The following is a 21938-nucleotide window of genomic DNA, read 5'->3' as shown; positions in this document are numbered from 1 at the left end:
CTCACTGAACCTTATGTAACTTTTTCGCCTTCTCGCTAGTCGAATTGTTACACAAGGCAGCAGCGGCCGGACGAACCGCAGGAGGCTGGTCGCCGGCTGACATGATACGAGATCATCCGTTCTAGGCTAATCCTGTTGTGACCGAGACGAATTGGTCAGGAATCTGCTTTTCCAATCGGGGAATGCAATCGGTCGCTGGATCAGAGTCCGTTGAGGAGCGCTCACCGGCGTGAGCGCTCCGAAATTCTCGACAAACGCGAGTGCTGTAGCTAAGGAGTCCCACGAATCCAGCCCGATCACGCCGGATTACGCGAGGTCAGCGTCGAACGGTTCGTACTGCACCTCGTCAAGCAACGGGATGCGGTGAATGTTCGGATCTAGCGCATCGTTCATCAGCGATTCGACCAACTTCGGCGGTTCGTAGCCGAGTCGCTCGGCGACTCGGCGGAGAATCCGGTCACTGTGCCGTCCGAACGCTCGTGCCCATCGTTCTCGAGGCAGGAGCGACGACGCTTCCACGTCGTCGCTCTCCTCGTCCTGCTGTGCTTCGATGATCTCGATGAAAAGTTCTCGGAGCGTGCGGCTCACTACGAGCGAAAGCAGCCCGATCAGGATCAACGCCTCCACAACCTCTGGCTTTCCCGAGTTGATCTCGTCGAGTCCGTACGTGGTCTTGAGCTCCCGAAAGAGAAGCTCCACCTCCCAGCGCGCCTGATAAAGCTTCGCGATATCAGGCGCGCGATAGTCCTCAGCGGGCAGATTCGTGATGTAGAGGTGGTATCGATCTTCCTCGTCGTTCCAGACGCCGACGACACGGAACGTTTCGACGGCACGGCTGCGCGTACCGTTGTAGATGCGTCGCTTGAACTCGACTTCACCGTCGACGTCGATGACGTCGCGGTGAAGATCGTCAAGAATGTCCTGTACCTGCTTGCCTTCGAGGGAAATGGCGTCGCCACGCCATTTCCTGAGTTCAGCCGTGATCTCCGGATTTGCGTTGGGTTTGAGTCGTGTGAGGAACCAGCCGCCGTTGGCGTCGATCAGATCCATTGTCCGGTAATCGAAGTAGGCCTGGTCGAACAGCAGCAACGCGTTCTCCACCCAAGGACCAGTAGAGAGTTGCGTGAATTCATGCGTGCGCGCGTCAGTGATGCTGAATTCAGCCGGGAGACCGCTACTGATGGCTTCGACCACGTGGAGCTTCGCTCCAGCGTGGTCGTCGCCATAGCCGGGAAACGTCTCGAACAGCGACTGGTACAGCGTGATGACGGTCGCATCCGCGATGAAGACCTCGCGGAACTGCTTGAAGCGGCCCTGAAGACGGTCATTCTCGTGTTCGAGGTCCTCAAGAGCACGCTTGAGGACCTCTCGAAGGAATTCACAGAGAGCAGGCATGAACCACTCGTGGAAGGACGAATAGCTGAGTGATCCGCCAAAGGTTTCGATGTACTCCTGACGGAACTCTTCGAGGGTTCTGTAGTTGCCGGAGAGAAATCCGATAGCAAGTGACCAGAACAGGGCGTCAGCCTTCAGTTTCCCGCCGTCACGTTGGATTAGCCCGGTTGCGCGAGCAAGCTCGCGCAGCCGGTTGTTCGGAAACGTCTTCACCAACCGTTCCTCTATCACCGAATCCGGTGGTAGTTGCATTCCCTTTCCACCGGCTTCTCAGAGCGCTAACGGCTGGCGTTCTTCGGCTATCTCGGAGTTAGCCTAGAACGGATGGATACGAGATCGGTCTCGTCGAGAGCCGCCTCGACGTCCGGCCCGCTCTCGGTGACGGTCGCCGGCGTGGTCGACATCGAATATCAGATCGGGCGTGGTGTGGGCGTCCGTGATTAATCGGAACCGTCGTAGAGCGTTTCCGGGCGCTCACCACTCTCGACCGCGTTGATGAACGTGGCACGGCAGTCCGACGAACAGAACAAGTAGCGGACGAGACGTTCATCGTCGGCGTCAGCCGTCGGTCGATACACCCGAACCGTCTCACGCGCCTCGATGTCCTCATCGGTCAGGTAGGAAACGACGTACCCGCCGCACCCACGAGGAGCGATAAGAGGGCATTATCTCTGCCCCAATCCAGTCACTGTTCCAAAAACCACTCCTCCCACAAGACCACGACCGAGAGCACCAACAAAGCTCTCTCCATAGAATAGTCCCATCATCACCCATACCGCAATCCAGATGCAGGCCATCAGGACGCCATACGGTAGTGGCGGTAAATCGTTGATTTGACGGTTGAATTGCCTCAGACGAGACACAATACCCATACGCCCATCTCTGACTGTCCCGCATTCAATCATTGCATCATCTAGACCGACACTCAAGCAGCCATCTGGCTAGATAAACATTCCCTTATTTGCAGGCTGTAGCAACGTCGGTTCTTCATATTGCCGAAGGTATGTGAGTGATATTAACCTGTCGAGTATCACAGTTGAGGCAAGCGAAAACAGTAACGGCTGGCTGAATCACCAACCACCGTCACGACTAACAGTACACGCAACTTAGCGGTACATTCCCACCCGATGACCGTCTTTCAGTCCTGCCCGTTCTGCAACCGAACATTCGAAATCGGTCAGAGAGGCTACAGTCCCCTCAAAAGACACATCCGACACGAACATACCGACCAACAACAGAACACTCCCCTCGTAGTATGATGATTCCTACACCAGAACCCACGTCAAACACGCCTCAATGACGTGGTACAGTTGCACAGAGTGCGCATGGACTTCCGGTGCGGCACTCACCGACGAGCAAGCTCTGTATTCCGCCGTTGAACACGAAGGCGAAACGAGCCACAAAATCGAAGAGCGACAGGAACCCCACCCTGTGGAATGAGGAACTGTCTATCAGGCTAAGCAATGAACTCGTGCTTAGTGGAGTAAGCGTGTATACCCCGAAAACCCTGTTCCATCCTTTTGCTCAGTACCCGATTCTCGTCGAAGATTCTATTAACTCACCGAGTGCTACCGACGAAGGTTGCCGACAGCAGTTCGATCCCATCACTCACTCGTTATCAGGTGTCCCCAGCAGCCACCACTTTGCCCGGCGTCACGCCGACACGCTTGGTCGCTGCTCGCGACTATCAAAGTAGCTACTCGGTGGCGATTAGGCTGGAGCCGCCGAGAGCATCTCGTGTGCGACACTCGCCAGTTCTTCCGTGTCGGCTTCTCGGAGACGCTCGTCAGCCAGCAGCAAACGCAATCGTGGCCGACCCACATCGATCGGTACTTTCTCCGTCTCCAAGAGGCCGTGTTCTTCGAACTGAGTCTTCTTGCGTGAGAACGTCGCCTTGCTCGCGACACCCACGTCCTCTCCCCAGTGAGAAATGTCGTAGAGCAACTGCTCGTGTTTGGCCGCCACGAGTAGGCTCACTCCTACCTCATCTAATTCCTCCACAGTATCCGCGCTCTCGACCGCTTCCAGCACTGTTTCAAACTCCGATTCCATCGCCGAGTCGAACTCCTCAGCAAGCGTTTCAGCTACGCGTGAGTACCCTGGCGTCCGCAGATCGAACGCCTCGCTATCCGCCCAGAGACCATTCCAGCGCTCGCGCACGGCCGCAGCGAACTCCTCGTCATCGGTGGCCAGCGCAGCGCTCTGCTCGCTATTTGGCGTGAGCAGCGAGACGACCATCTCCTCGGTCACCAACAGCGTATCGTCCAGCCGCTCAGTAGCAGCTCGCAGTTCCAGGACATCCGCTTCACGCAACTCCGCAGCTCTACTCGCCAACATGAAATCATCTCTCACCCATTTCAACACGCTCTCTTCAGCAAGCAAGCGGACGTTCGGTGGCTCTTCGCTCTCAGCAACTATCTCAACGAGTTCACGGGTCGAATTTTCGTCCAAACCCACCGCAATCACCGACTCATCCGCTTCGGCCAAAACCTTCTGTAAGTTCTCAGTAATCGATTGTCCCACCTGCTCCGATGTGCTTGTCATAGAATAATGGTAGTTATTGAAGCCTTATCCATTTTCTGGGTCATATTAATGACAAGCAACGCGGATAAATGCGACAGGAACACACATGCGCCTGTTTTCGAGAAATTAATCGCTACGACAGAATCAGTACTCATGAGGCTTACCCATTGCCGAGCCTGAGATCCCATACTCGCATCTCAGTCGCTTTCTGATTGCGTCTCAAACGAACTCGCTGGTGAGAACTCGGTCAGTTCCTCGATCTTCTGTTCCAACCGCTCGACTTCCTGGCGGAGGACATCCGCTTCGGGATCGTCACTCACCGCCAGCCGGTCTTTGAGCCCCTGCAAACGCGTCTCCTTGCGTTCTTCATCCACCTCGGCCTTGCGTACGTACTCGCTCTCGGAAACATCATAGACGGCCGATTCGGGCACGGCGACCACATCCAGCGCTTCCTCAACTTTTGAGCGGTCGACGCCAACGAGTTGGTCGCGATCGATGCCAGTTTCGGCGAACGCATCAAGCACTTCCTCGTCATCTTTCAGCGAGCGATTCCGGCGTGTCGTCCGCTGAACCGAACCGTACTGGCCGTGCACTGGCCGATCGTGCCCGACGCGCTCTAAGAGCACATCAGTCACGTCCTGGCGCAGGTTGTTGGCGTTGCGTTGGACGTCCGATAACAAGGTGTAGAGGTTGACTAGTACGGGCGTCTCGATGCTTTCGAGAGCACTCATGTCCTCGCGTTCGAGCGCATCGATCAATAGCAACATATCCGAATACACGTCAATCTCGGGCACTTCGCGCTCGCTGTCCTGCTCGTCTTCGGCACTCGCAGTCATCGACAAGTGCGGTGTCTCATCCAGTACGGCGCTCTCGTCGGCCTCGTCGAGTTCGGTCAGCGTGTTCTCACGCTCGTCAAGGACATAGCGCGGGTGGAGTGCAAGCACCGCCGCGTAGGGCTCGGCCTTCGGCGGCAAGCGATCGAGCTCGTAGCCATCAACCGCCTCGCGTGTGTGTGTGTTCGGCGAGTGCTTCGAACTGCTCGCGTTGCAGCGGCTGGGAATCACCCGAATCGACGTCTTCGATGATGATTCGCTGGTCCTGAACGTCGGTGATTCGGAATCGCTTCGATGCCAGCGGCGTGATCAACGTCGCCTCATCGGGCAGATCCTCACACCGCTCGATCAGCGTGCCCCACGTCGCGCCGAACGGAATCGCCATACATCGCACTCAGAGAGCCGATGTCTAAAGAACCGTTGGCAAACATCGAATCTGAGAGCAGAACCAGCTTCTGTAACGCGCCATCATGTATAGGAAATGAAGTGAAAGAGAGCGTGTGACACACTCTTTTGAGGTCCGGACCTATTCCGACCTCGGTCCCGTATGCCACTCACATGCTTATAGAAGCTTTCAAAGCTCTCTGAAAGTAAAACTTCACAAGAAACTTCTACCGGGTATAGTAGGGTACTCAATCGTCAGTCGGTGTGATTCGGACGTATTCCCCGACGTAATAGACGTATCCCCGACTTTGAAGCATTTCAAGGGCTGCTGCAGCGTCGGCCTCATCGAAACGCTCGTCGGCAGTGATCACTTCGATAACCTTCTCTCTCGGAAGTTCCTCACCAGTCCCACCCGCCGCGTCGGTAATCACCGCGAGTGCATCTTCAGCGAACGGCAGAAGTCGCCGCTCTTCATCCATACCCGTTGTTTCAGCCTCCTCTATATCAATCTGTATCTGACAGGGGAAAGCGCTTGCACGATATTCGGGCCGCTACGTCGAAACATATCGATAGCAGACTGTCAGATGGAGGCACCAACTCCAGCAGCATCAATGCGACAGATGCCTTCCAATGGCTATCCGCGTCGTTCTTTAAGTACTTCTGGCGATAAGGTGTAGATACGAGAGAGGTTCGCCCCTTCTGTTCGAGATCTCATTCGACGTAGACGCATCTTTCAATTCCCAGCAGCCAGTATCATCTGAACCATGTCCAACGGTGGAACCGCCTCACGCCCGACTTCCCAATCCGATCGGGAGGACATCGATCGGTTGAGTCGCCGTCCCGGTGATAGTACTGTCTCGCGTGCCGATCTCCAGCGCGACGAAACCACTCGCCGCTGGGGACTGGTCACCCCAAGCGCAACTCGTATCGGACGCGCTGATTCTCCCGACGGCGATCTCAGCGACAACATCCGCCGCCTCCACGAGGAACGCCACCCCGCGATGGAAGGCTACAGTCAGCGTGCTCACCGTCTCGAAAAGCTCCGTCTCACCCACGCATTCTGTGGCAGCCTCGGGCTGACGCCGTGGCAGCGCGACCGTGCCATCGGTACGATGGTCGATCTCGATCTCACCGCCTTCGGCAGCCAGCGCGCCATCCCGAAGGTCGCACTCGTCGTGATCCGTCACGTCGTCGATCGCGAGCGTGAACACCATCTCGGTCTCCACGACGAGGAATGGATCGCCGAACAGCCACCGGAACGGCTCGCCGACCTCTACGACCAGTTCCACTCGATCACCGACGACGACCAGTTCACCGCGCTCTGCGAGCAACACGACCTCGACGTGACGAACCTCAACCGCCTCCGGCGGACGCTGATCGACCAACTCGATAAACAAGACCTCCACGAGGCGGTCTACGGGCGTAATCCCTACCGCGATCCGAGTCTGCCGGAGTTGACCATCGGCTCCTCGGCCTAATCGATGAGCCGACAGTCTCCGCTGCTCTTTAAGTGGCTCTGGCGATAAGGTGTAGATACGAGAGAGGTCGTCCGGGTTGTCGGCTTCTATTGTGACTTTCTCGTTGAGTCACGACGATTCTGTTCGTTTCATCAGTTGGCGACACTTCGGACAGGACAACGCTGCGCCTTCGTCGCCATTTATCTGATGTCCGCAATCGACACACTCGTAGACGAATTCCTCCATTGGTAGGTGAATACGACCATGCTAGACGTAGCTATATGAAGTATGGCTATCTCCCTCACCCGAGCCAATCAGTAACCAGTTCTTCGAGAAACGCGCGTCCCTCAATTACTGATATTGTGTTGCTAACGTCAACCGCACCCAACACATCCCCGATCGCCTGTTCAGCAATTGTATCACTCACGAAAATCGTAACGTGGCTCGCTCCACCCGTTGCGTACTGATACGCTAGCCCTGCGAGCACGGTATCCGTCCGCTCGATTTCGTCTTCGGTGACGTCATCCGCAGAAAGAGCCGCCATTCGCTTCCGTGTCTTGTCTACGACCTCTGAAACACGCGGCTTCGAGAAGTCGATTCGACTGGATTGCAACCAGCCCGCATTCTGTGCCGCCTGCAATCGCTCACGTTGATACGCATACGCCTCCGGCCCCTCCCCGAGCTCCTCGGCAACCTGCTCAGGTACCTTGACCCTGAGACCGCGGCTCGTCACGAACTCCTCGAACGCGATGTATTTCTCGTTGTCCGGACCGCCCATCGCGAACAGGACGCTGCTGTCGATGATGGCCGTACTCTTGGCCGGAATCTCTGACTCTCGGCTCATCACGCAGGCTGGTCGAGATACGGGTCATAGGCGGAGGCCTCCTCAATCACGTCCTGAAGGGCAGTGAACACCGTCATTCCCTCGACGGGATGTACATCAAGCTTGTTCGCTGCTGTCCGCTGAGTGAAGTCTTCGTCCATGATGCGCAGCGTGTAGTGCAGCGCGGCAGCCAGTTTGGCAATGCCCTGGCGGTCGACGAATAGTTCGATATCCTCTGTGTCAAGCTGTCGGCCGATGGCGTCGATAAGCGTTGGCGAGGCAGCTACTTCTCCCTGCTCAGTATCCAGCAACAGGTGAATCGGCTCGACGGTCACCCTCGTCGGTGTGTCGTCCTCATGCCGGGTCAGCAGATTCATCTCTTCGAGACGTCCCACATACTTGTAGGTAGTTGAATGCGGCATATCGAGGTCCGTTTTGACCGTCTCGATCTCGACTGGCCCTTCACGAAGGATATAGGTATAGAGTCGGGCCAGTTGCGGTGTATTCAATAACTCAGCGTAGGTGAGGAAGTCGTTGAACGTCTCCTCTGGATCAGTTCGGGTGGCTCCGAGTTGGTTGTCCGATGCCGCCATCACAATACATGTACCATGTATAGCGTATTAACTCTTGTCTCCGTTTGTAGGAGAGTTGCTAACAAAAGACATACTTGACAGCCGAAACCATCAATCCATCAGGACATAATCCATCATGCTCAACGGATTTCCAGATAGACCGCTCTCGTATCAGGAATTAGAGGTACTTTCCCGATCTGACGCTATCGGATTCGTCTTTCCCGCAACACCAAACAGTCTCGACGCGGCGAGCAAAAGGTACTCCTACACTCAATGGTTCGACTATCGCTGTACTCCATCCTACATGATGAGTGAAATGTACAAAACGAGTCGCGCTGAAACCGGAGTCATCACAACCCGATCCTGAAGAATCCAGCCAGAAGGTGAAGATTCAAGCATATCCCCGGACTGCTGTATGTAGCCACGAGGTATCGAGATCTCTATGCGGAAAGTACGTCTCATCGAACAATCTTCTGGGAACACCGCCAGAGCCCAGCACGTGATTGGAGTCGACGAATCAGGCGACGTCGTCGGCTCAAATAATCCGTTTGCACTTGCCGTTGTTCGATGCCCAAGGGAAAGTGGGGAAAATCTCGCAGAGAGCCTGGTTGAGAGCGATCTCTCGCCCTGGAAAGGTAAATCGAAGACAATAGCAGCCAATACCTCCCGAGAAGAGCGCAATCGGCGGATAGAGGATTTGATAGAATCACTTGCATCGAGAGGAATCCCCTGGCGAGTAGCTGCTGGCTACTCGGGAGAATCAATCCATCACAAGGCCGCTGCCGTTTGCGCACTCGCAAAGAAAACCATCACTCCTGACGACAGCTACAATGGAAGCTCAATCCTCATCGCTGATGGAGCTATCAGCATGTATGGTAATCATCAAGAGTACCTTCGCTCCCAGGCAGCCAAATATTTCGACGGAGCCTTCCAGTCATCATTTGGGAGCGTCCATATCACCGGAATGCCGAAAGCCGACCTGACCTACCCCGAGGTTGCTGCTGCTGATTATCTGGCTGGCTACGTCACGGATGCAATGCGCAACGGGCTATCTGTCTCAGACCTTCCTGATGAAGTGAGCTGGTACGATAAGAATTGGCGCGAACCAAAGGGATCCCCGCTGCCGTTCTATCGAATCAGCGGTGTGAACGGAGATTACGGCGAAATTCAAAAAACTCGTATAGTGGCTTGGATCAGAGGGCGGCATCCAGATGGGAATACACATGATATTTCATCCCAATGGGAGAGCTCTATCGGGATCTTGAACTCACCACTGCTGCGGAGACATCTCTTAGAAGATGAACATTTGTAGAACGGACGTCAACAGGACGTAGGCCACTACCCCACATCCCTAACCGAACCAGTCCCGAGGGTTCCAGCCAGCGGGCCTGATCCGCGTCCTCATGCTCAACTTGTGGATTCACACAAATAAGCCTTTGCCGACTCCTCAAACGGTGTGAGCGCAGTGTAGTGCGGCAGCCACGTCAAGTTAACCACTTCAAAGACATCCGTAATCTCACTAAAGGCCGATAGAGTGGCTGAGGATTTTCCAAGTTCGATACAGGTTGCACAAAGCGTGAAAATCACCATTTGGCGAATCCGCCGCGCATAAGAGTGTGAATTTGCCGGCCGCAAGCCAGACGTCTGACACAGGTTTATCTATAGCTATATCTATAGATGTTTCTGCATGGCAGACACATTGCGCGCTGCTACCTATCTTGACAAAGGTGGCACTGGGAAAACCACTTGCACAGCCCACATTGGCGTTGCATTGCACGAACTTGGTGAGGAAGTTCTACTACTCGATCTCGCCGGGAAACAAGGTGATCTAGCCAAGGTATTCGGGCGGTACCAAGATGTTCAAGAGGATATTGCCGCCGAAGATGATTACCCAAATATCGCCACCACAATGCAAGATCGGTGGCCGGAAATCGCCGATATGCTTGGGCCGGAGAAGGCTGTCAACCAACTTGTTTACGAGACTGCTGAAGGGCCTGATCTAATCCCTGCTCATCCAGACCTTGACTCACTCAATGCGGATCTTGGTAATGTCGATGATGTCGGTGAGCGCTATACTCGACTCCGTGGGTTCCTCAACGACTACATCGAACCACTCGATTATAGTGTTGTTCTCCTCGATTTGCCCGGAAAAGGGGACAACGTTGCTTACAACGGCCTCTGGGCTACTCAGCGGGTATGGGCTCCTGTAAAGATGGGGCCGTTCGAGCTGGACCAAGCAAAGCAACTTCGCGACGAACTTGTCATGATTTCAGATCCAGATTCTTACAGTGAACCGATGGATCTGGTTATGCTACTTCCGAACCTTTACGACCGGAGGACAAACCTCGATGAAAATCGGCTCGCAGATTTCCGTGCCGAATTCAACGGACTGATCGCAGACAATTGGATTGTCAAGAGTCAAGGCATTGAGAACGCGACCGATGTCGGTCAAACACTATTCGCAGTGCCTGAAGATGAACTCAGTGCAACTGCTCGTGATGCAAAAAATTCCTTTCTCACAGTGGCGGACGAACTCCGCTCTCAACTCCAGACATGACTGACAGTGATCTCTCCGAAGATGAAAAGCGCAAACTCACTGCTATGCGAGAAGAAGAGACCCACGGATCTCAGCTTGAGACTGAAGCTGACCAGTCTGACTTCGTCGATGCAGTTGCCGAAGAGTTGACCCACGTTGAAAACGGAGAACTGTCCGGCAGTGTCTCCTTTTATGACCCCCGAGGAGCTGCACTCATTGCTGCACTCCAGAATGATGATCGCGATGATGTAGCACGAGCGTTGGCCGAAGCAGCAGGTGGTGAATATGAGTCCACGTGGGACCGGAGCACGTTGCTTCGTTGGGCATTCCGTGCTGCACTACAAGATCACGCACCAGACGTTCTCAAAGACGCACAGACAGCACAAGCACGTCTCACTGACTTTTAGAATATAGACATTTCTATATACATTTCTGTATGCATTTCTATATCTGCATCTGCAGAAATAGATATACAATCATGTATTGGCCAGGAACAAGATCATTGCCGGTAAACTATGTCACAGTCTGCCATCAATTTCGGCGACCAGTTCGTCAGCACGCTGTGAGCCGATCACTACCGACTTTTCACCGTCTCGCTGAAGTTCGACACCCCTCCCTCGGGCCGTCATATAGGCGATCGTTGATGGTGTCCAGCGAATGCCGATCCCACCGTAGGTCAAGAGATCGAACTCTGTGACCTCGCAACTCTCGATTTCGTCGAAGCGGATCTCTCGGAACGAACGATGGAACGGTGCAAAGCGAACGTAGACACCATCCTCACGCACTTCCGTCGTCAGTCGAACAAGCCAAAAGAGAGCAGCGATGGCTACAACAATCACCAGTCCCACTCCCGCGCTCGCTATCACCGAAACGATTCCGACGGCTCCGATGAGCAGCCAGATCCATGGCTGACCAAACCGCTGCGTCTCTTCGAAGGTCTCTGATGTGCCCATATCCTGCGTAGAGAGTAGAGAGTTATCTATTCTGCCCGTGCTTGCAGATAGATCGCGATTCGACCCGGGACAGCAACGATTGAGATCGTGATTCCAGTGAGAAGCGTCCACGTTGGTACGAGACGTAACACTGCCTGAAACAGCAACGAGAACACCAAGAGAGCCCCGAACCGATATTCATAAGTCTCCCAAAATCGCCGGATGCGATCGCTCATAGTTGAAACAACGAGTAAAACACCAAGCACCACCCCCAGGAGAATCGATCCGCTGAGACGGATTGGCGTGATTTTGACGTCGAAAAAGAATGGTTGGAGCACTAGGAGACCGCCAAGGACCACAAACATCAGCAGAAGCCAGCCAAGCTCATAGAGCAGACCCGCGGTTGAATCTAATCCGACCCACTCTTCTGGGATGACCGACATCGCTGATTGAAAATTGATACACCAACTGATAGTTGCAACGGTAGGCACTACTCACGAAGGACTGGTGGCACCTTTCTGATGTGCTAAACGTGCTTACCCGTGTATTGCAAACACAGCAACTCTTCCGGCCGGCCATGTCCGACTCAATTATCGTGCTCAGTTCGTCGACTCAGTATCACGCTCAATCTGCTCGACATCCTGTGAGTATACTAGAATCAGGCGACCACTTTCTTCGTCGAGGAGCCATCCATCTGTCCGTTCTTCGATCAGCGTGCCACGGAGGGTATCGCCGTCGTCCATCTCTATTACCACCGGCGCTGGCAGGTCGGGCACGTCCATGAGAAAGTCTCAGGGACACACGCAAGTAAACCATCACCTGAGTTCAGCTCTCCCGGCAGCCGAATCGACGATCGGTATCTCGCTGAACAGGCCACTGGCTCTCCGACCGCCACGGTCACCACACGCCAACCTCACGGATTGCCGGAAATAATCCGAACTATCCCGGCAAACCGGCGGGGTCAGTCCCCTCGGGAGCTGGGAGTGTTGCCCGACTACTCCGACAGCGGGCTTCACCCCCTGCATTAACTCCAACCACCCAGACAAATCCCGTACTAGATACTCCTAGGGAGGAATCGTCGGGGTCAGCAGATGCTTGTCCATGAGTGGAGCTCCCTGGTGGCCCGTCTTTCTCCGAGTCAAACGGTGCATCAAGTTCTGGCAATTCGATCTCACCATCACTGGGTTGTTCGAGATTCTGGAAGCCGTTGGCGAGGCCGTTCTTCGTCTCGCGTTTCTCGAGATAGCCCAGTTCGACCTGTTCGTTCAACACCCGTTGAACCGTCCGTCGCGAGCAGTCGACAGCGTCAGCGACATCGCTGACGGCAAACTCCCGTCCGCGATAGCGTTGTGCAGCATTTGTCACGGCTTTGGTAGCCTCTGAGAACGCACGGACAACCGCACCCTCGCCAACCACGGGCAGGCTCTCGGCCAACGCTGCCGTGTGTCCGAACACTACCGCGCCTTCCTTGTCCCGGCCGAATCGCAGGATCGCCTGGAGAGTCTGATCCCTGCGCATATGCTTGAGGAACGTATTGGCGGTCTCGCTGTCGTATTCGAGATCAGCGCCCTTGCCCGATCGATGGACGGTTTCACCAGCGAGAGCGGCCCACTTCTCGACGACAGCGTCGCCGAAGTGCCGACAGCCCAAGACGACACCGAGATTCAATTCTCCAAGTGCGTTCGAACCGGTGACGTTCCCGTAGTGGTCGATCGCGGCGATGTCGTCTTGGATGCGCTCTTCGATCTCACCGCGAGCTTTCTTCGTCGTGATGACGCCGGGTTTGGTTGTCGCGGTAAGCGTGTCCTGGCGTAATTGCGTGGCGGCGTACTCCTCGCTGACGGACTCAACGAGTGCGACATCACCATCAAAATTCTTGCTCTGTGGGGGCCCGGAGTAGGTCTGAATGTGTGGGCTGGTCTGGACCACCTGGAGGTTCAGCACGTCCCGGAGGAACGCACGGCGTTCGCGTGCAGTCTCGTGGATATCCTGTGCGTGGACGTTGGCACCGGTAGCGAGCGACCAGAGACGCTCGCGACCAGTCGCATCGAGACCGACGACGGGATTCTGTGCGTCGGCCTCGGCGAAAGCAGGTGGATGGTGGACGACAGCGCCGTGGTGATTGCGATCGACGATGATCGTCTCGCGGCCGAGGCTCGTCCGCTTGAGATTGGTCCCCTCCTCGTGATCGAACGAGAACGTATCGGTCGGAATCGTGGTCGCCCCAGCACTGTCATCGTCCTCGTTGTCTTCGGGAGCGATCACGCCGTGGAGCAGGAGGTATGCAAGCGGGTGAGCGTAGCCATCGTGGGCGTGGAGAGCGAGTTCCCGACAGCCTTCTTCACCACCGTTGAGAGCGCGTTGGGCGGCCTTCACCAGTCCGCCAGCGCCGTCGCGGCGTTCGCGGAAAGCAGTCACGGCTTCCTCAACCATTGCTGTGAGGTCACCACCGAAGTGATCGAGAGCGTCGACACACCCGGCACCGAGTGAGGTCTCATCATCGAGTTCGACAGCGGTGGTCGCGAGTGGCGGGAGCACGGTATCCTTGATTTGTTCGATCGTCTGTCGGCTCACATCTGCAGCGCTATCGAGAGCGGCACGAAGCCCCGCACAGGCACCTTCGATCGACGCAGCGTCCCACTCAGGGCCGAGGTCCCGAACTCGTCTGAGAGCGTGGCCAAGGCCCGTTTCATCGCCTCCGGAGCTGTCCGTACCGAGGGATGGGTTTGCTTCGAGGATATCGTCAACGACGGCGAGTGCGTCGAGCACTCGCTGCATAAGATCGAGCTGATGATCGACGTCGGCGACGGCGTCGATCTCACTGGTAGCGTTGCCGCGGAGCCACGCCCGGACCCACTCATCGCTCCAGAGGTCCTCCTCGAAGAGCGTCTGACGGTCCTCGACGTCGCTACGGAGTGCACGAGCGAGCCACGTGGCGTGGTCGAGGTAAATCTCGCCGAAGCGCTCGTCGTAAACATCGCCGGGGAACTCGTCGATGGCGATGGTCCGATCGAGGACTTGGGAATCTTCACCGACTTCCGAATAGTAGGTACGAGGACCGTCGACGTAGCCGTGGCCGTAGTGGCCGATTAGGATGTCTTTGGGATTCTCCGGATCATTGGCGGCCTCCCAGGCGTCGGCATACGCGCACGTGCCACCGTCGGAATGACAGGGGAGTGATTCGCCGAACAGTGCCTCGTCGTGGGTATGGATGTCCTTGGGAGCGTGGCCGAGATGTCGGGCGACATGGACTGCGAGCATCCACGCTTCACCGTACTGGCCGTTTGCAACTGGACAGCTGCCGCGTTCGAGGTGGAGCTCATCACTCTCCTCCTCGACGGAGACGTGCATCCCGATGGTAGCTTCCTCACCATCATCGCTCTCGAGGATCGGCTCCTCGATACGCTCGGCGAGATCCTCGAATTCTCGGAGCAGATCAGTGCCTTCCTCACGGATCAGACTGGCAGCCTCGTAGAGCGCGGGCTCGTTTGGCCGCGCCTCACTGAAGACGGGGAGGTGCATATGGGTCATCCCGCGCGTGCGCGCCTTCTCAGCTACTTCGGCCATGAGCTCCTTCCGAGGGGCGAGATAGAGTGCGGGGTATTCGTCGGCGTTTTTGACCACAGAGGTGGTCTTGCCGAGCGCGGGAAGCGCAGTCAGGAGGTGTGCCTGTCGACTGTCGCTGGCGAGTTCGCGATAGAGGCTCTCGACGTCTTCGCGAGCGTCGTCGAGTCGATCACGGTCGGTAGTGAACTCGCCGAGGAGGTCCGTCGCGGGCGGCAGGACGGGCACATGATCAGGATTGCCGACCGTCCATTCGGGAAGCGGGGCACCGTACTCCTCGCGAGCGATGTGGTAGGCCTGCTTGAACGCCTCGCCGGCAAGGGGATCGTCACAAGCGTCGATGAGACCGGCTTCGAGTGCGACCAGTCGAAGGGGATCGATAGTACAGTCGTGTTCACGGCAGTAGAACCCACCTGAGCGGAATGCAATGACGCGCTCGCCAGAGGCTGAATCCTCCCAAGTGGGATCGATCTCGGCGAGGACGTCCTCGTCGTCACCGAGACTAGTGATGGTGGAGTCGATTTCGGAGAGATGCCAGTGGGTGAGCTGAGAGAGCGCGCCCTGGATGAGTGCCCAGTTGTCGGTCGCGGTCGCGGCACTGACGTACTCAGGGAGGGGAGCACCGAACTCCTCGCGGGCACGGTGATAGGTAGCGTCGTATTCATCGTCAGCGAGCGGCTCCTCACAGCAGCTCACGCTGCCGCGGTGGATGGCGACCGCCCGGACGACGTCGACACTATTGGCGCACTGTGGGCATTGCCAGGCCTCTCCATCAGACGTAGGTTCGAGATCAAGTGCGCCTACGTCTGGAAGGTCCTCGGGGTTGACGTGCTGGGCGGCTTGCCATGCGAGTTCGGGATCGAGAACGACGTCGAGAGTGGTAGGATCAACCTCGTCGGCAGACTGGCTCCAACCGGTGCCGATCGGTTCACGACCGGGGTTGAGGCCGTACTTGTCTTCGAGTGTGCTGAGCGCATCGTCGTGGGCGTCGCGTGGAAGCTTCCAGCCGTCTTGAATATCGCTGGATTCGCAGTGACCGTGATCGACGGCGATATGACGGAGTGCACGCCGTGGGATCGGATCGTCGTCGGGGAGGATTCCCTTCTGCTTAGCGTGTCGCCACGCAGCGAACACCTCGGCGTCGTCGAGACGTCCGTTGGGACTGTCGGGCGGGCGCTCGCCGGCGTCGGCGAGGAGGTATGTGAGCGCGTTGTAGGCGGCCTTGTACTTGTGGTCGTAAGCGACATCGCGCTCGTCGATAACGACGAAGTACGTCTCGCTCTCGCCGTGGTGGCCAAGTGGGCTCTGGCCCCGGTAGTCGGCATCGAGACCACTCGCATCGCGAATATCGAGGTCGAACAGTGTCGAGTGACTGGCGTCGGATCGCTCACCGTCGAGTGGATCCGGCTGGTCGCGGGTGGCAGCGTCGATGGCAGCATCCTGTGGGTCGTAGGCGGGATGCTCTCGGGCAGGCTTCGCGCTCGCGAGAACTGTAGCGAGCGAGTCGTCGGTCCATTCTCGGAGATAGTCGTCGAGGTCGACCTTGTCGAGGCCGGGACGGGGAAGTTCGGCGAGTCGGGCGTCGATATCATTCTCAGCGAGATAGGCGGCGGTATCGAGCGCGCCGCGGAGACCCTCACCAGCCTGTGTGAGCGTGAGTCGGCCGTCTTCGTCGATATCGCTGCTGGGTCGCTCAGCGTCCTGGACGACGTACGCACGCGGGACGTTATGATCGTTGAGGACTTCGCGCAGTCGCTCGCGATCGTCGTGCTTGAACCGAGTCGTGACTGGCGAGATACACGCGTACCCCGCCTGATGGGCGGTAATGGCGTCGGCGATACCCTCGGTGACGAGCACAGGCTGGCCGTCTTCGACGGAACCGAGACCGTAGATGGGTTCGCTGATACGGGCGTATTCTTTGGTGTGGGCAGGTTTGGCGTATTTCCCGCTGAGACCGTCGGCGGGGTGACCGTCGTAGCCGACCGCGCCGCCACCTTCGCTGCCAGTTGATCGAGAGATTGCATAGACGGGCTGGCCGTCGGCGTCGAAATACGGGAGGACGTAGCGGCCCTGCCAGAGCGGACGGAGGTCTTCGGTGAATAGGCCAGTCCCAAGAATAGCTTCTCGATCGTAGCCTTCGCGCATGAGGTGGTCAAGCAGACCGGTACGATTCGGTGGTGCCCAGCCGAGGCGGGCGTCACCGATGGTGTCGTCGGTCCAGCCGCGTTCGTGGAAGTACTCACGGGCGGCCGTGGGTCGATCAGGATGGTCACCATTCTTGTTGTCGTGATCGGCGACCGACTTGTCGATCTGGTCGTGGAACCACGCAATTGCATCAGCGAAGGCCCTGTTTGGGTCTTCCGTCGCATGTGGAGGCTCTCGATCGTCAATCTCGCGTTTGGTTGGTGTCCCTTCGGTAGAGCCACTCTTGTTGGAGGTGTCATGGTCAGCATCGCCATCACTATCAGCGTCGTCAGAAGACGCATGGCTTTCGTCGGGTTGATGCTCGAGAACGCCGGGAGAGATTTCGGCGCACTCAGTACAGTAGCCAGCCTCGACAGCTGTGTTTTCGCAACCGAGGGTGTGACACTGAGGAGGCTGCTCGGCGTCGCTCATCAGCGCACCTCCATGAAGTATAGAACGGACAGCTGGTAGTCACGGTGACTCGTGGGTAGCGAAGGCTGGCTGGAGAACCCGGAAGTGAAGCTACCGTTTCGGACGTCGATGCGATCAGCACTGGGTTGAGATATGTCTAGTGACATGGGGGCTTTGGCCCGCATTCCAGTGCTGACGAGCGAGCCACCTCGTCATACCCGATGACAGCGCTTTTCCTCAGTTACAAACCTCTCTCCCTACGAACAGGATAGAGCAGGTGCTCACCAGAGGCAAGCGTTTATTACTATGGGCCGCAGAGAAACCACCACAACTGGTTGGTTGGGGTGGCCCCGGTGTCGGTCAAACTCCACCGGGACGGGGATTGGTACTCCCCGCTCCCATGGGGCACTTTATTTGTGTTCCTTAGCTTTGCGTGTATCATCCATGGCCCGCCTTATAACTGCTTTGTCACTCCGAAATGGAGGTCTGATACCGACAATGCCCAATGCTCGATGCAGCTAATAATCAGAAATACCCAAGAACTATTGTCACAGGCCTTAATATGCTTCAGGTTATATGCGGTGGTTGTTTTGTATAATTCACCGACTAGAGAGAGTATAACCTAGCAGGTCAACGATTGAAACTACACTCAGCGCCGCAGCGAGGACAGCAGATGTCAGTCATCGTTTCCACCCCTCACCAACCGCCGGGATGGGGTCGTCGTAGACGCCGAACTTGTAGATGCCGTCGAGGTACGGCCGACGAACGTCCTGCTCGAAGTCCTGGTACTGCCCCTCGACGTAGATGCTATCCTCGGTGTCTCCCTGCTGATTCGAGTCGCCCCGAACTCCCTCCTTGCGGACGGCATCCGGGATAGCGCTGTCATGCAGGCCGCTGTTCTTTGGGCTGTGTGCCGACGAGAACGTGTGGCGACCCTGATGGTAGACCATCTTCTGTGACATCTCCAAGCCTTGTTCCCAGTGAATCGATCGCCAGTGGACAGCCGAGCAGTTCTGGCACCGATACCGACGGCCGGTTTTTTCTCCATCTGCTGGGTTCCGTTGGAGCAGCCTGTCACTGTCACAGGTTTGGCACTCTGATAGTGACTCTTGCTCAGACCATCGCTGAATGCTGTCGATATGACTATCAGTCACCCATAGACGGTGCCCAGTCGAAGTCGAAGTAATCCGACGGGGTTTGCCAGCACCGATAGCGAACAGCGGGTGGACGTCGAGACTATACGTCGGTGGCCGGACCAGCAACAACTCGATGAGAGCTGTCTTCAACTCGGAATCGACTGGCAGCACGGACCCGGTTTCCTGCTTGCGCTTGTTGCCAGCTTCTCGTACTTCCCCTGGCCCCTCCCAGTCTGTGATGCTGTCGTTCGGTACCTCGGCCCCCTCGTTGAACCCGCCGTAAACGAGGATGGTGTCGGGCCGGTCGCGCACCCGCTGGTCAAGGACGACGTCGTGATTGTTGACGACCGAGGAGAAGACGGGATGGTCGAGATTGAGACACCGCAGGTCGACGTTAAGAGCCTCACCCTTTCGAATAGCCTGCTTGAACGCCAGGAGCCATGATGCTCTACCGAACGGCGTGTCCAGCCAGTTCAGAAACTTCTGCAGTCGGCTGAATGGGATGTAGGGGCGGCCTGAGCCGAATTCATTTCCGTACTCATCTCGGTAGTCCGATAGCGGCTCCGTGACTGGATTTCCGGCGTATGCTTTCTTTTTGTCCAGAGTCCTGTAGAACGACTTCAAATTCTGTCGCTCTTGTGTAGACTAGCGGAATGCATTGACAGCGACGCAATCAATGAGGCTGTGGATGGGTGCTCCGACGAGATTCAGGGATCGGAGAAGTCCGAAAGTATGAGCGGCCTGCTCCAAGCCCTGCTTGGAGAGGCCGCGGAATTTCGCCAGCCACGGCTGCACTAACGACCAGAGGCACTCGACCTGATTCGTGTGGACACCGTCGTCCGAGACGTATTCATCATCGTGGACAACGGTTCGATGCTCGTGTTCCATCTGCTGATACGCGGGGAGTTCGTCGGTCCAGATCTCTCCCAGCGGCTGGGAGAGATCGCCTGCTTCCTCGATCACTGGCCCGAGGTTCTCGTCGTATTTCGATCCTTCTTCGGCTGAGATCACCTGGAGCACGTCGCGGCAGGCCGCGACGAGCGTCATTTCATCGCCCTGCTCTCCTGTCCATCGCGTCCGTCCGGGTCCAGGAGACCCGCCGCGGGACAGTCCGTCCCGCGGTGGGTTCTGGCCTTTGTACCCCGAACACACCCGCTGAGTTTCGTCCACCTGTGTTGGTCCAGCAATCGTGTCACCGATGCGTTCCCACACCGTCGAGAAACCGCGGGCGAACGCGGTTTCCACGTCGCTAATTGCCTCGAAGACGGTTTTGTAGGCGCGGTCGAGCAGCGGTGCGATTTGGTTGATGCTGAGGAGAGTGTCAGCGTAGAGGATGAAGGCAACGAGGAACTCGCCGGGGGCGAGTTCCGAGTCGTAGAAGGGTGTGCCGCGGGTGTAGGTCGTTTTCCAGTCACAACGGCTACACCAGATGCGGGCCGAGCCATCGAGAGCATGGAGAGCGTCGGCGTCACAGTTTGGGCAGGCACGGCTGGTCCAGATAGCTTTGAGTCGCCGCTCGACGATGGCGTCGAGCGGCTCTGGCCGAAACTCTATTACTCCGAGATCAACGAGTTGCTCAAGCATTCCGCCGAAAGCAGCGCGTTTGTTGGTCATAAACGACTGCTGTCGGCGGAATGCCCTAACTTCGATGGCTTGGTTCCGCTACGCTACACAAGAGCGAATTCTGTAGATGGCGTTCAACAGTCTCCCAGCCGAGAGACGGATTGGAAATGAGTACGTCATCGCGGTGCCCCTCAACATCTCGCTGAACGGCGTCTCTGATGCCGTGAATCGACACGTCCGCGCTGGGGGCCACCTCTTCGAGCAAGTACGATTCGAACTCTCGCACCACTTTCATCCGCGTTTTTGCATCTCGTTCAATCAGTCGGTCGTAGAGGTCTTTCTCGTACTGTTCGATTGGCTGGAGCCGCCACTTCCGTTGTGGCTCCTTACGGCGTTGCTCACAGGCCCGCGTCTGGACGCGGTCAGGGTCGCGGTCTGTCTGGCGCTCTTCAGTCACTTTTGTAGCTCTCTGCGTCGGCGGTGATAGTGATGTCACCCTGCTCATTGAGTCTGTCGAGGCCATTCTTGATGTGTTGCAGTTGCTCATGGTCGCTCCCGAACACAGCTTCTCTGACCTCTTCTGGTCCCATCGCACGACGGGCGTCTGCTGGGAGTGCATCGAGGATCTCGTCTTCGATGTCGTCGAGTGATGTTGCCATGTCTCCCTCTATGTGATCGGTCCCGTCCTCGGCGACGGTTGCGAGGAAGTTTCGGTCCAGTTGTCCCGACGCCTGCATCACGCGCCGTCCAACGTGGAGGTGCTGGCGAACGTACTCGGACCGACTCATGCCGAGTTGGTCGGCCTCTCCATCGAGCCTGTCGATCACGTCTTCTTGTACTTGTGCCGTGATATTGCGACTTCCCATAATAACCCCAATTAGGTGGGCGGAAAATAAGCTTGACGACTAAAATAACCACTCAGTATGGTTCAAAGATCGCCACTTATATAGTATAAGTACCCCAAATGCTCACTCAATATCTCTGATCAAGGTAAAACCACACTCAGTGATCCAGTAGTTGGGAAATCATGGGTGAACTCCCCCTGCGAAGATTTTATTAGGGTGTGTGTGGACAAACACTACAAGATTGTGACCGAACCCACCCTTGTCCGCATGGTCGAGATCGACAATCCCCGCGAGCAGGACCACGTCGTTCAGATGGATACTCGCGGTCGTGTGACTATCCCATCGTCGGTGCGCCATCGCTACGGCATCGACGGCGAAGAGGGTAACTGGTGGGTGGAACTCACCATCCACAAACTGGAGAAACGCCAGGACGAGGACGAGGGAGGTGAGTCGTAGATTCGGCTCTGGGCGGTAGGAATCCAGGACCGTGGCTGTGGCCCCTTTAGAATGGATCATGCTGGTAGGTTATGGTCCTCAGTTGGATTTCACGGCTGGAGGCTTTAGAATCACGCGCAGAGATTCGAGAGATGGTCTTGTGGTCCTAACCCTGCGGGTTGGACTGTGTAAACCTGAAATCAGAGTTACCAATCCATTCTGAACGAAGATAATCATCGAGCGGGCGGGCCGATTTGCATATACTTATTACTAGTCATGACCAAGGAATCGGCAGAGAAGAGCGGTCCTTTAGGGCATATACGGTTCGGAAACGCCCGGGTGGTT

At 56.7% G+C, this 21938-nt stretch carries 20 protein-coding genes and 1 pseudogene; 6 read left to right on the top strand and 15 right to left on the bottom strand.

The features are described 5' to 3' along the window. Positions 1-306: 306 nt before the first annotated feature. The 5 genes and pseudogenes from MUK72_RS19950 to MUK72_RS19930 form a co-directional block, all read right to left on the bottom strand. Complete coding sequence (locus tag MUK72_RS19950; RefSeq protein ID WP_239640528.1) at positions 307-1647, bottom strand: IS4 family transposase; 1341 nt, start codon at positions 1645-1647, stop codon at positions 307-309. Positions 1648-1835: 188 nt separating this feature from the next. Further along, positions 1836-1973 (bottom strand): hypothetical protein, encoded by a 138-nt coding sequence (locus MUK72_RS19945; protein WP_244707320.1) that lies wholly within the window; start codon positions 1971-1973, stop codon positions 1836-1838. 1132 nt (positions 1974-3105) lie between these two features. Then, a complete protein-coding gene (gene tbsP, locus MUK72_RS19940; RefSeq protein ID WP_244707318.1) occupies positions 3106-3939 on the bottom strand; it encodes a transcriptional regulator TbsP in 834 nt (277 codons plus the stop codon). Between the two features lie 176 nt (positions 3940-4115). Then, positions 4116-5136: pseudogene (locus MUK72_RS19935) on the bottom strand (DUF7983 family protein). A 247-nt stretch (positions 5137-5383) separates the two neighbouring features. Beyond that, positions 5384-5614 (bottom strand): hypothetical protein, encoded by a 231-nt coding sequence (locus MUK72_RS19930; protein WP_244707315.1) that lies wholly within the window; start codon positions 5612-5614, stop codon positions 5384-5386. Between the two features lie 285 nt (positions 5615-5899). On the opposite strand from MUK72_RS19930, the gene MUK72_RS19925 reads away from it, so the two are divergent. Then, positions 5900-6613 (top strand): DNA-directed RNA polymerase subunit epsilon, encoded by a 714-nt coding sequence (locus tag MUK72_RS19925; protein WP_244707313.1) that lies wholly within the window; start codon positions 5900-5902, stop codon positions 6611-6613. Between the two features lie 280 nt (positions 6614-6893). Here MUK72_RS19925 and MUK72_RS19920 read toward each other — a convergent pair whose 3' ends face one another. Together MUK72_RS19920 and MUK72_RS19915 are read right to left on the bottom strand one after the other, a co-directional pair. After that, positions 6894-7436: a PIN domain-containing protein gene (locus MUK72_RS19920; protein WP_244707311.1), complete on the bottom strand. Its 543-nt coding sequence runs from the start codon at positions 7434-7436 to the stop codon at positions 6894-6896. Beyond that, positions 7436-8008 (bottom strand): helix-turn-helix domain-containing protein, encoded by a 573-nt coding sequence (locus MUK72_RS19915; RefSeq protein ID WP_244707308.1) that lies wholly within the window; start codon positions 8006-8008, stop codon positions 7436-7438. Before MUK72_RS19915 ends, MUK72_RS19920 begins: the two co-directional genes overlap by 1 nt. 478 nt (positions 8009-8486) lie before the next feature. Between MUK72_RS19915 and MUK72_RS19910 the strand changes: the two genes are divergently transcribed. The 3 genes from MUK72_RS19910 (at position 8487) to MUK72_RS19900 (ending at position 10930) form a co-directional block, all read left to right on the top strand. After that, positions 8487-9299 carry a DUF4823 domain-containing protein gene (locus tag MUK72_RS19910; RefSeq protein WP_244707306.1) on the top strand — a complete coding sequence of 271 codons (813 nt, stop codon included), beginning with the start codon at positions 8487-8489 and terminating at the stop codon, positions 9297-9299. A gap of 375 nt (positions 9300-9674) precedes the next feature. Further along, positions 9675-10544, top strand: a complete 870-nt coding sequence (locus MUK72_RS19905) for a ParA family protein (protein ID WP_244707304.1) — start codon at positions 9675-9677, stop codon at positions 10542-10544. After that, positions 10541-10930: a DUF8115 family protein gene (locus MUK72_RS19900; protein ID WP_244707302.1), complete on the top strand. Its 390-nt coding sequence runs from the start codon at positions 10541-10543 to the stop codon at positions 10928-10930. The genes MUK72_RS19905 and MUK72_RS19900 overlap by 4 nt, the downstream gene beginning before the upstream one ends. 111 nt (positions 10931-11041) lie before the next feature. Here the strand turns inward: MUK72_RS19900 and MUK72_RS19895 are convergent, their stop codons facing one another. From MUK72_RS19895 to MUK72_RS19875, 5 genes are all read right to left on the bottom strand, one after another. Beyond that, entirely contained in the window at positions 11042-11476 is a 435-nt protein-coding gene (locus tag MUK72_RS19895; protein ID WP_244707300.1) for a DUF6141 family protein, read from the bottom strand. Positions 11477-11502: 26 nt separating this feature from the next. Further along, complete coding sequence (locus MUK72_RS19890; protein ID WP_244707298.1) at positions 11503-11898, bottom strand: hypothetical protein; 396 nt, start codon at positions 11896-11898, stop codon at positions 11503-11505. 156 nt (positions 11899-12054) lie between these two features. Next, positions 12055-12237 (bottom strand): hypothetical protein, encoded by a 183-nt coding sequence (locus tag MUK72_RS19885; protein WP_244707296.1) that lies wholly within the window; start codon positions 12235-12237, stop codon positions 12055-12057. 157 nt (positions 12238-12394) lie between these two features. Continuing rightward, positions 12395-17635: a hypothetical protein gene (locus tag MUK72_RS19880; protein ID WP_244707294.1), complete on the bottom strand. Its 5241-nt coding sequence runs from the start codon at positions 17633-17635 to the stop codon at positions 12395-12397. A gap of 659 nt (positions 17636-18294) precedes the next feature. After that, positions 18295-18564, bottom strand: a complete 270-nt coding sequence (locus MUK72_RS19875; protein ID WP_244707291.1) for a hypothetical protein — start codon at positions 18562-18564, stop codon at positions 18295-18297. Positions 18565-18837: 273 nt separating this feature from the next. Here MUK72_RS19875 and MUK72_RS19870 point away from each other — a divergent pair, with 273 nt between their 5' ends. Then, a complete protein-coding gene (locus MUK72_RS19870) occupies positions 18838-19194 on the top strand; it encodes a hypothetical protein (RefSeq protein WP_244707289.1) in 357 nt (118 codons plus the stop codon). A gap of 201 nt (positions 19195-19395) precedes the next feature. On the opposite strand, the gene MUK72_RS19865 is transcribed toward MUK72_RS19870, so the two are convergent. Genes MUK72_RS19865 through MUK72_RS19855 form a run of 3 tightly spaced genes read right to left on the bottom strand, consistent with a single transcriptional unit; the run spans position 19396 to position 21179 of the window. Beyond that, positions 19396-20364 (bottom strand): IS1595 family transposase, encoded by a 969-nt coding sequence (locus MUK72_RS19865; protein ID WP_244698287.1) that lies wholly within the window; start codon positions 20362-20364, stop codon positions 19396-19398. 25 nt (positions 20365-20389) lie between these two features. Next, positions 20390-20770, bottom strand: coding sequence for a hypothetical protein (locus MUK72_RS19860; protein WP_244707287.1), 381 nt, complete (start codon positions 20768-20770; stop codon positions 20390-20392). Beyond that, positions 20763-21179: a ribbon-helix-helix protein, CopG family gene (locus MUK72_RS19855; RefSeq protein ID WP_244707285.1), complete on the bottom strand. Its 417-nt coding sequence runs from the start codon at positions 21177-21179 to the stop codon at positions 20763-20765. Before MUK72_RS19855 ends, MUK72_RS19860 begins: the two co-directional genes overlap by 8 nt. A gap of 246 nt (positions 21180-21425) precedes the next feature. On the opposite strand from MUK72_RS19855, the gene MUK72_RS19850 reads away from it, so the two are divergent. After that, a complete protein-coding gene (locus MUK72_RS19850; RefSeq protein WP_244707283.1) occupies positions 21426-21614 on the top strand; it encodes a hypothetical protein in 189 nt (62 codons plus the stop codon). The last annotated feature ends 324 nt before the right edge of the window (positions 21615-21938 follow it).

The sequence above is a fragment of the Halococcus dombrowskii genome, from assembly GCF_022870485.1.
Classification (GTDB): Archaea; Halobacteriota; Halobacteria; order Halobacteriales; family Halococcaceae; genus Halococcus; species Halococcus morrhuae.
Note: the sequence above shows the minus strand (reverse complement) of the source record. Positions and strands in the feature narration are given on the sequence as shown.

What these genes read in the sequence shown, in the direction of transcription:
- MUK72_RS19950 (WP_239640528.1), bottom strand. Translation starts at nt 1,647, where the DNA reads ATGCAACTACCACCGGATTCGGTGATAGAGGAACGGTTGGTGAAGACG.
- tbsP (WP_244707318.1), bottom strand. Translation starts at nt 3,939, where the DNA reads ATGACAAGCACATCGGAGCAGGTGGGACAATCGATTACTGAGAACTTA.
- MUK72_RS19930 (WP_244707315.1), bottom strand. Translation starts at nt 5,614, where the DNA reads ATGGATGAAGAGCGGCGACTTCTGCCGTTCGCTGAAGATGCACTCGCG.
- MUK72_RS19925 (WP_244707313.1), top strand. Translation starts at nt 5,900, where the DNA reads ATGTCCAACGGTGGAACCGCCTCACGCCCGACTTCCCAATCCGATCGG.
- MUK72_RS19920 (WP_244707311.1), bottom strand. Translation starts at nt 7,436, where the DNA reads ATGAGCCGAGAGTCAGAGATTCCGGCCAAGAGTACGGCCATCATCGAC.
- MUK72_RS19915 (WP_244707308.1), bottom strand. Translation starts at nt 8,008, where the DNA reads ATGGCGGCATCGGACAACCAACTCGGAGCCACCCGAACTGATCCAGAG.
- MUK72_RS19905 (WP_244707304.1), top strand. Translation starts at nt 9,675, where the DNA reads ATGGCAGACACATTGCGCGCTGCTACCTATCTTGACAAAGGTGGCACT.
- MUK72_RS19900 (WP_244707302.1), top strand. Translation starts at nt 10,541, where the DNA reads ATGACTGACAGTGATCTCTCCGAAGATGAAAAGCGCAAACTCACTGCT.
- MUK72_RS19895 (WP_244707300.1), bottom strand. Translation starts at nt 11,476, where the DNA reads ATGGGCACATCAGAGACCTTCGAAGAGACGCAGCGGTTTGGTCAGCCA.
- MUK72_RS19890 (WP_244707298.1), bottom strand. Translation starts at nt 11,898, where the DNA reads ATGTCGGTCATCCCAGAAGAGTGGGTCGGATTAGATTCAACCGCGGGT.
- MUK72_RS19885 (WP_244707296.1), bottom strand. Translation starts at nt 12,237, where the DNA reads ATGGACGTGCCCGACCTGCCAGCGCCGGTGGTAATAGAGATGGACGAC.
- MUK72_RS19880 (WP_244707294.1), bottom strand. Translation starts at nt 17,635, where the DNA reads ATGAGCGACGCCGAGCAGCCTCCTCAGTGTCACACCCTCGGTTGCGAA.
- MUK72_RS19875 (WP_244707291.1), bottom strand. Translation starts at nt 18,564, where the DNA reads ATGGTCTACCATCAGGGTCGCCACACGTTCTCGTCGGCACACAGCCCA.
- MUK72_RS19865 (WP_244698287.1), bottom strand. Translation starts at nt 20,364, where the DNA reads ATGACCAACAAACGCGCTGCTTTCGGCGGAATGCTTGAGCAACTCGTT.
- MUK72_RS19855 (WP_244707285.1), bottom strand. Translation starts at nt 21,179, where the DNA reads ATGGGAAGTCGCAATATCACGGCACAAGTACAAGAAGACGTGATCGAC.
- MUK72_RS19850 (WP_244707283.1), top strand. Translation starts at nt 21,426, where the DNA reads ATGGTCGAGATCGACAATCCCCGCGAGCAGGACCACGTCGTTCAGATG.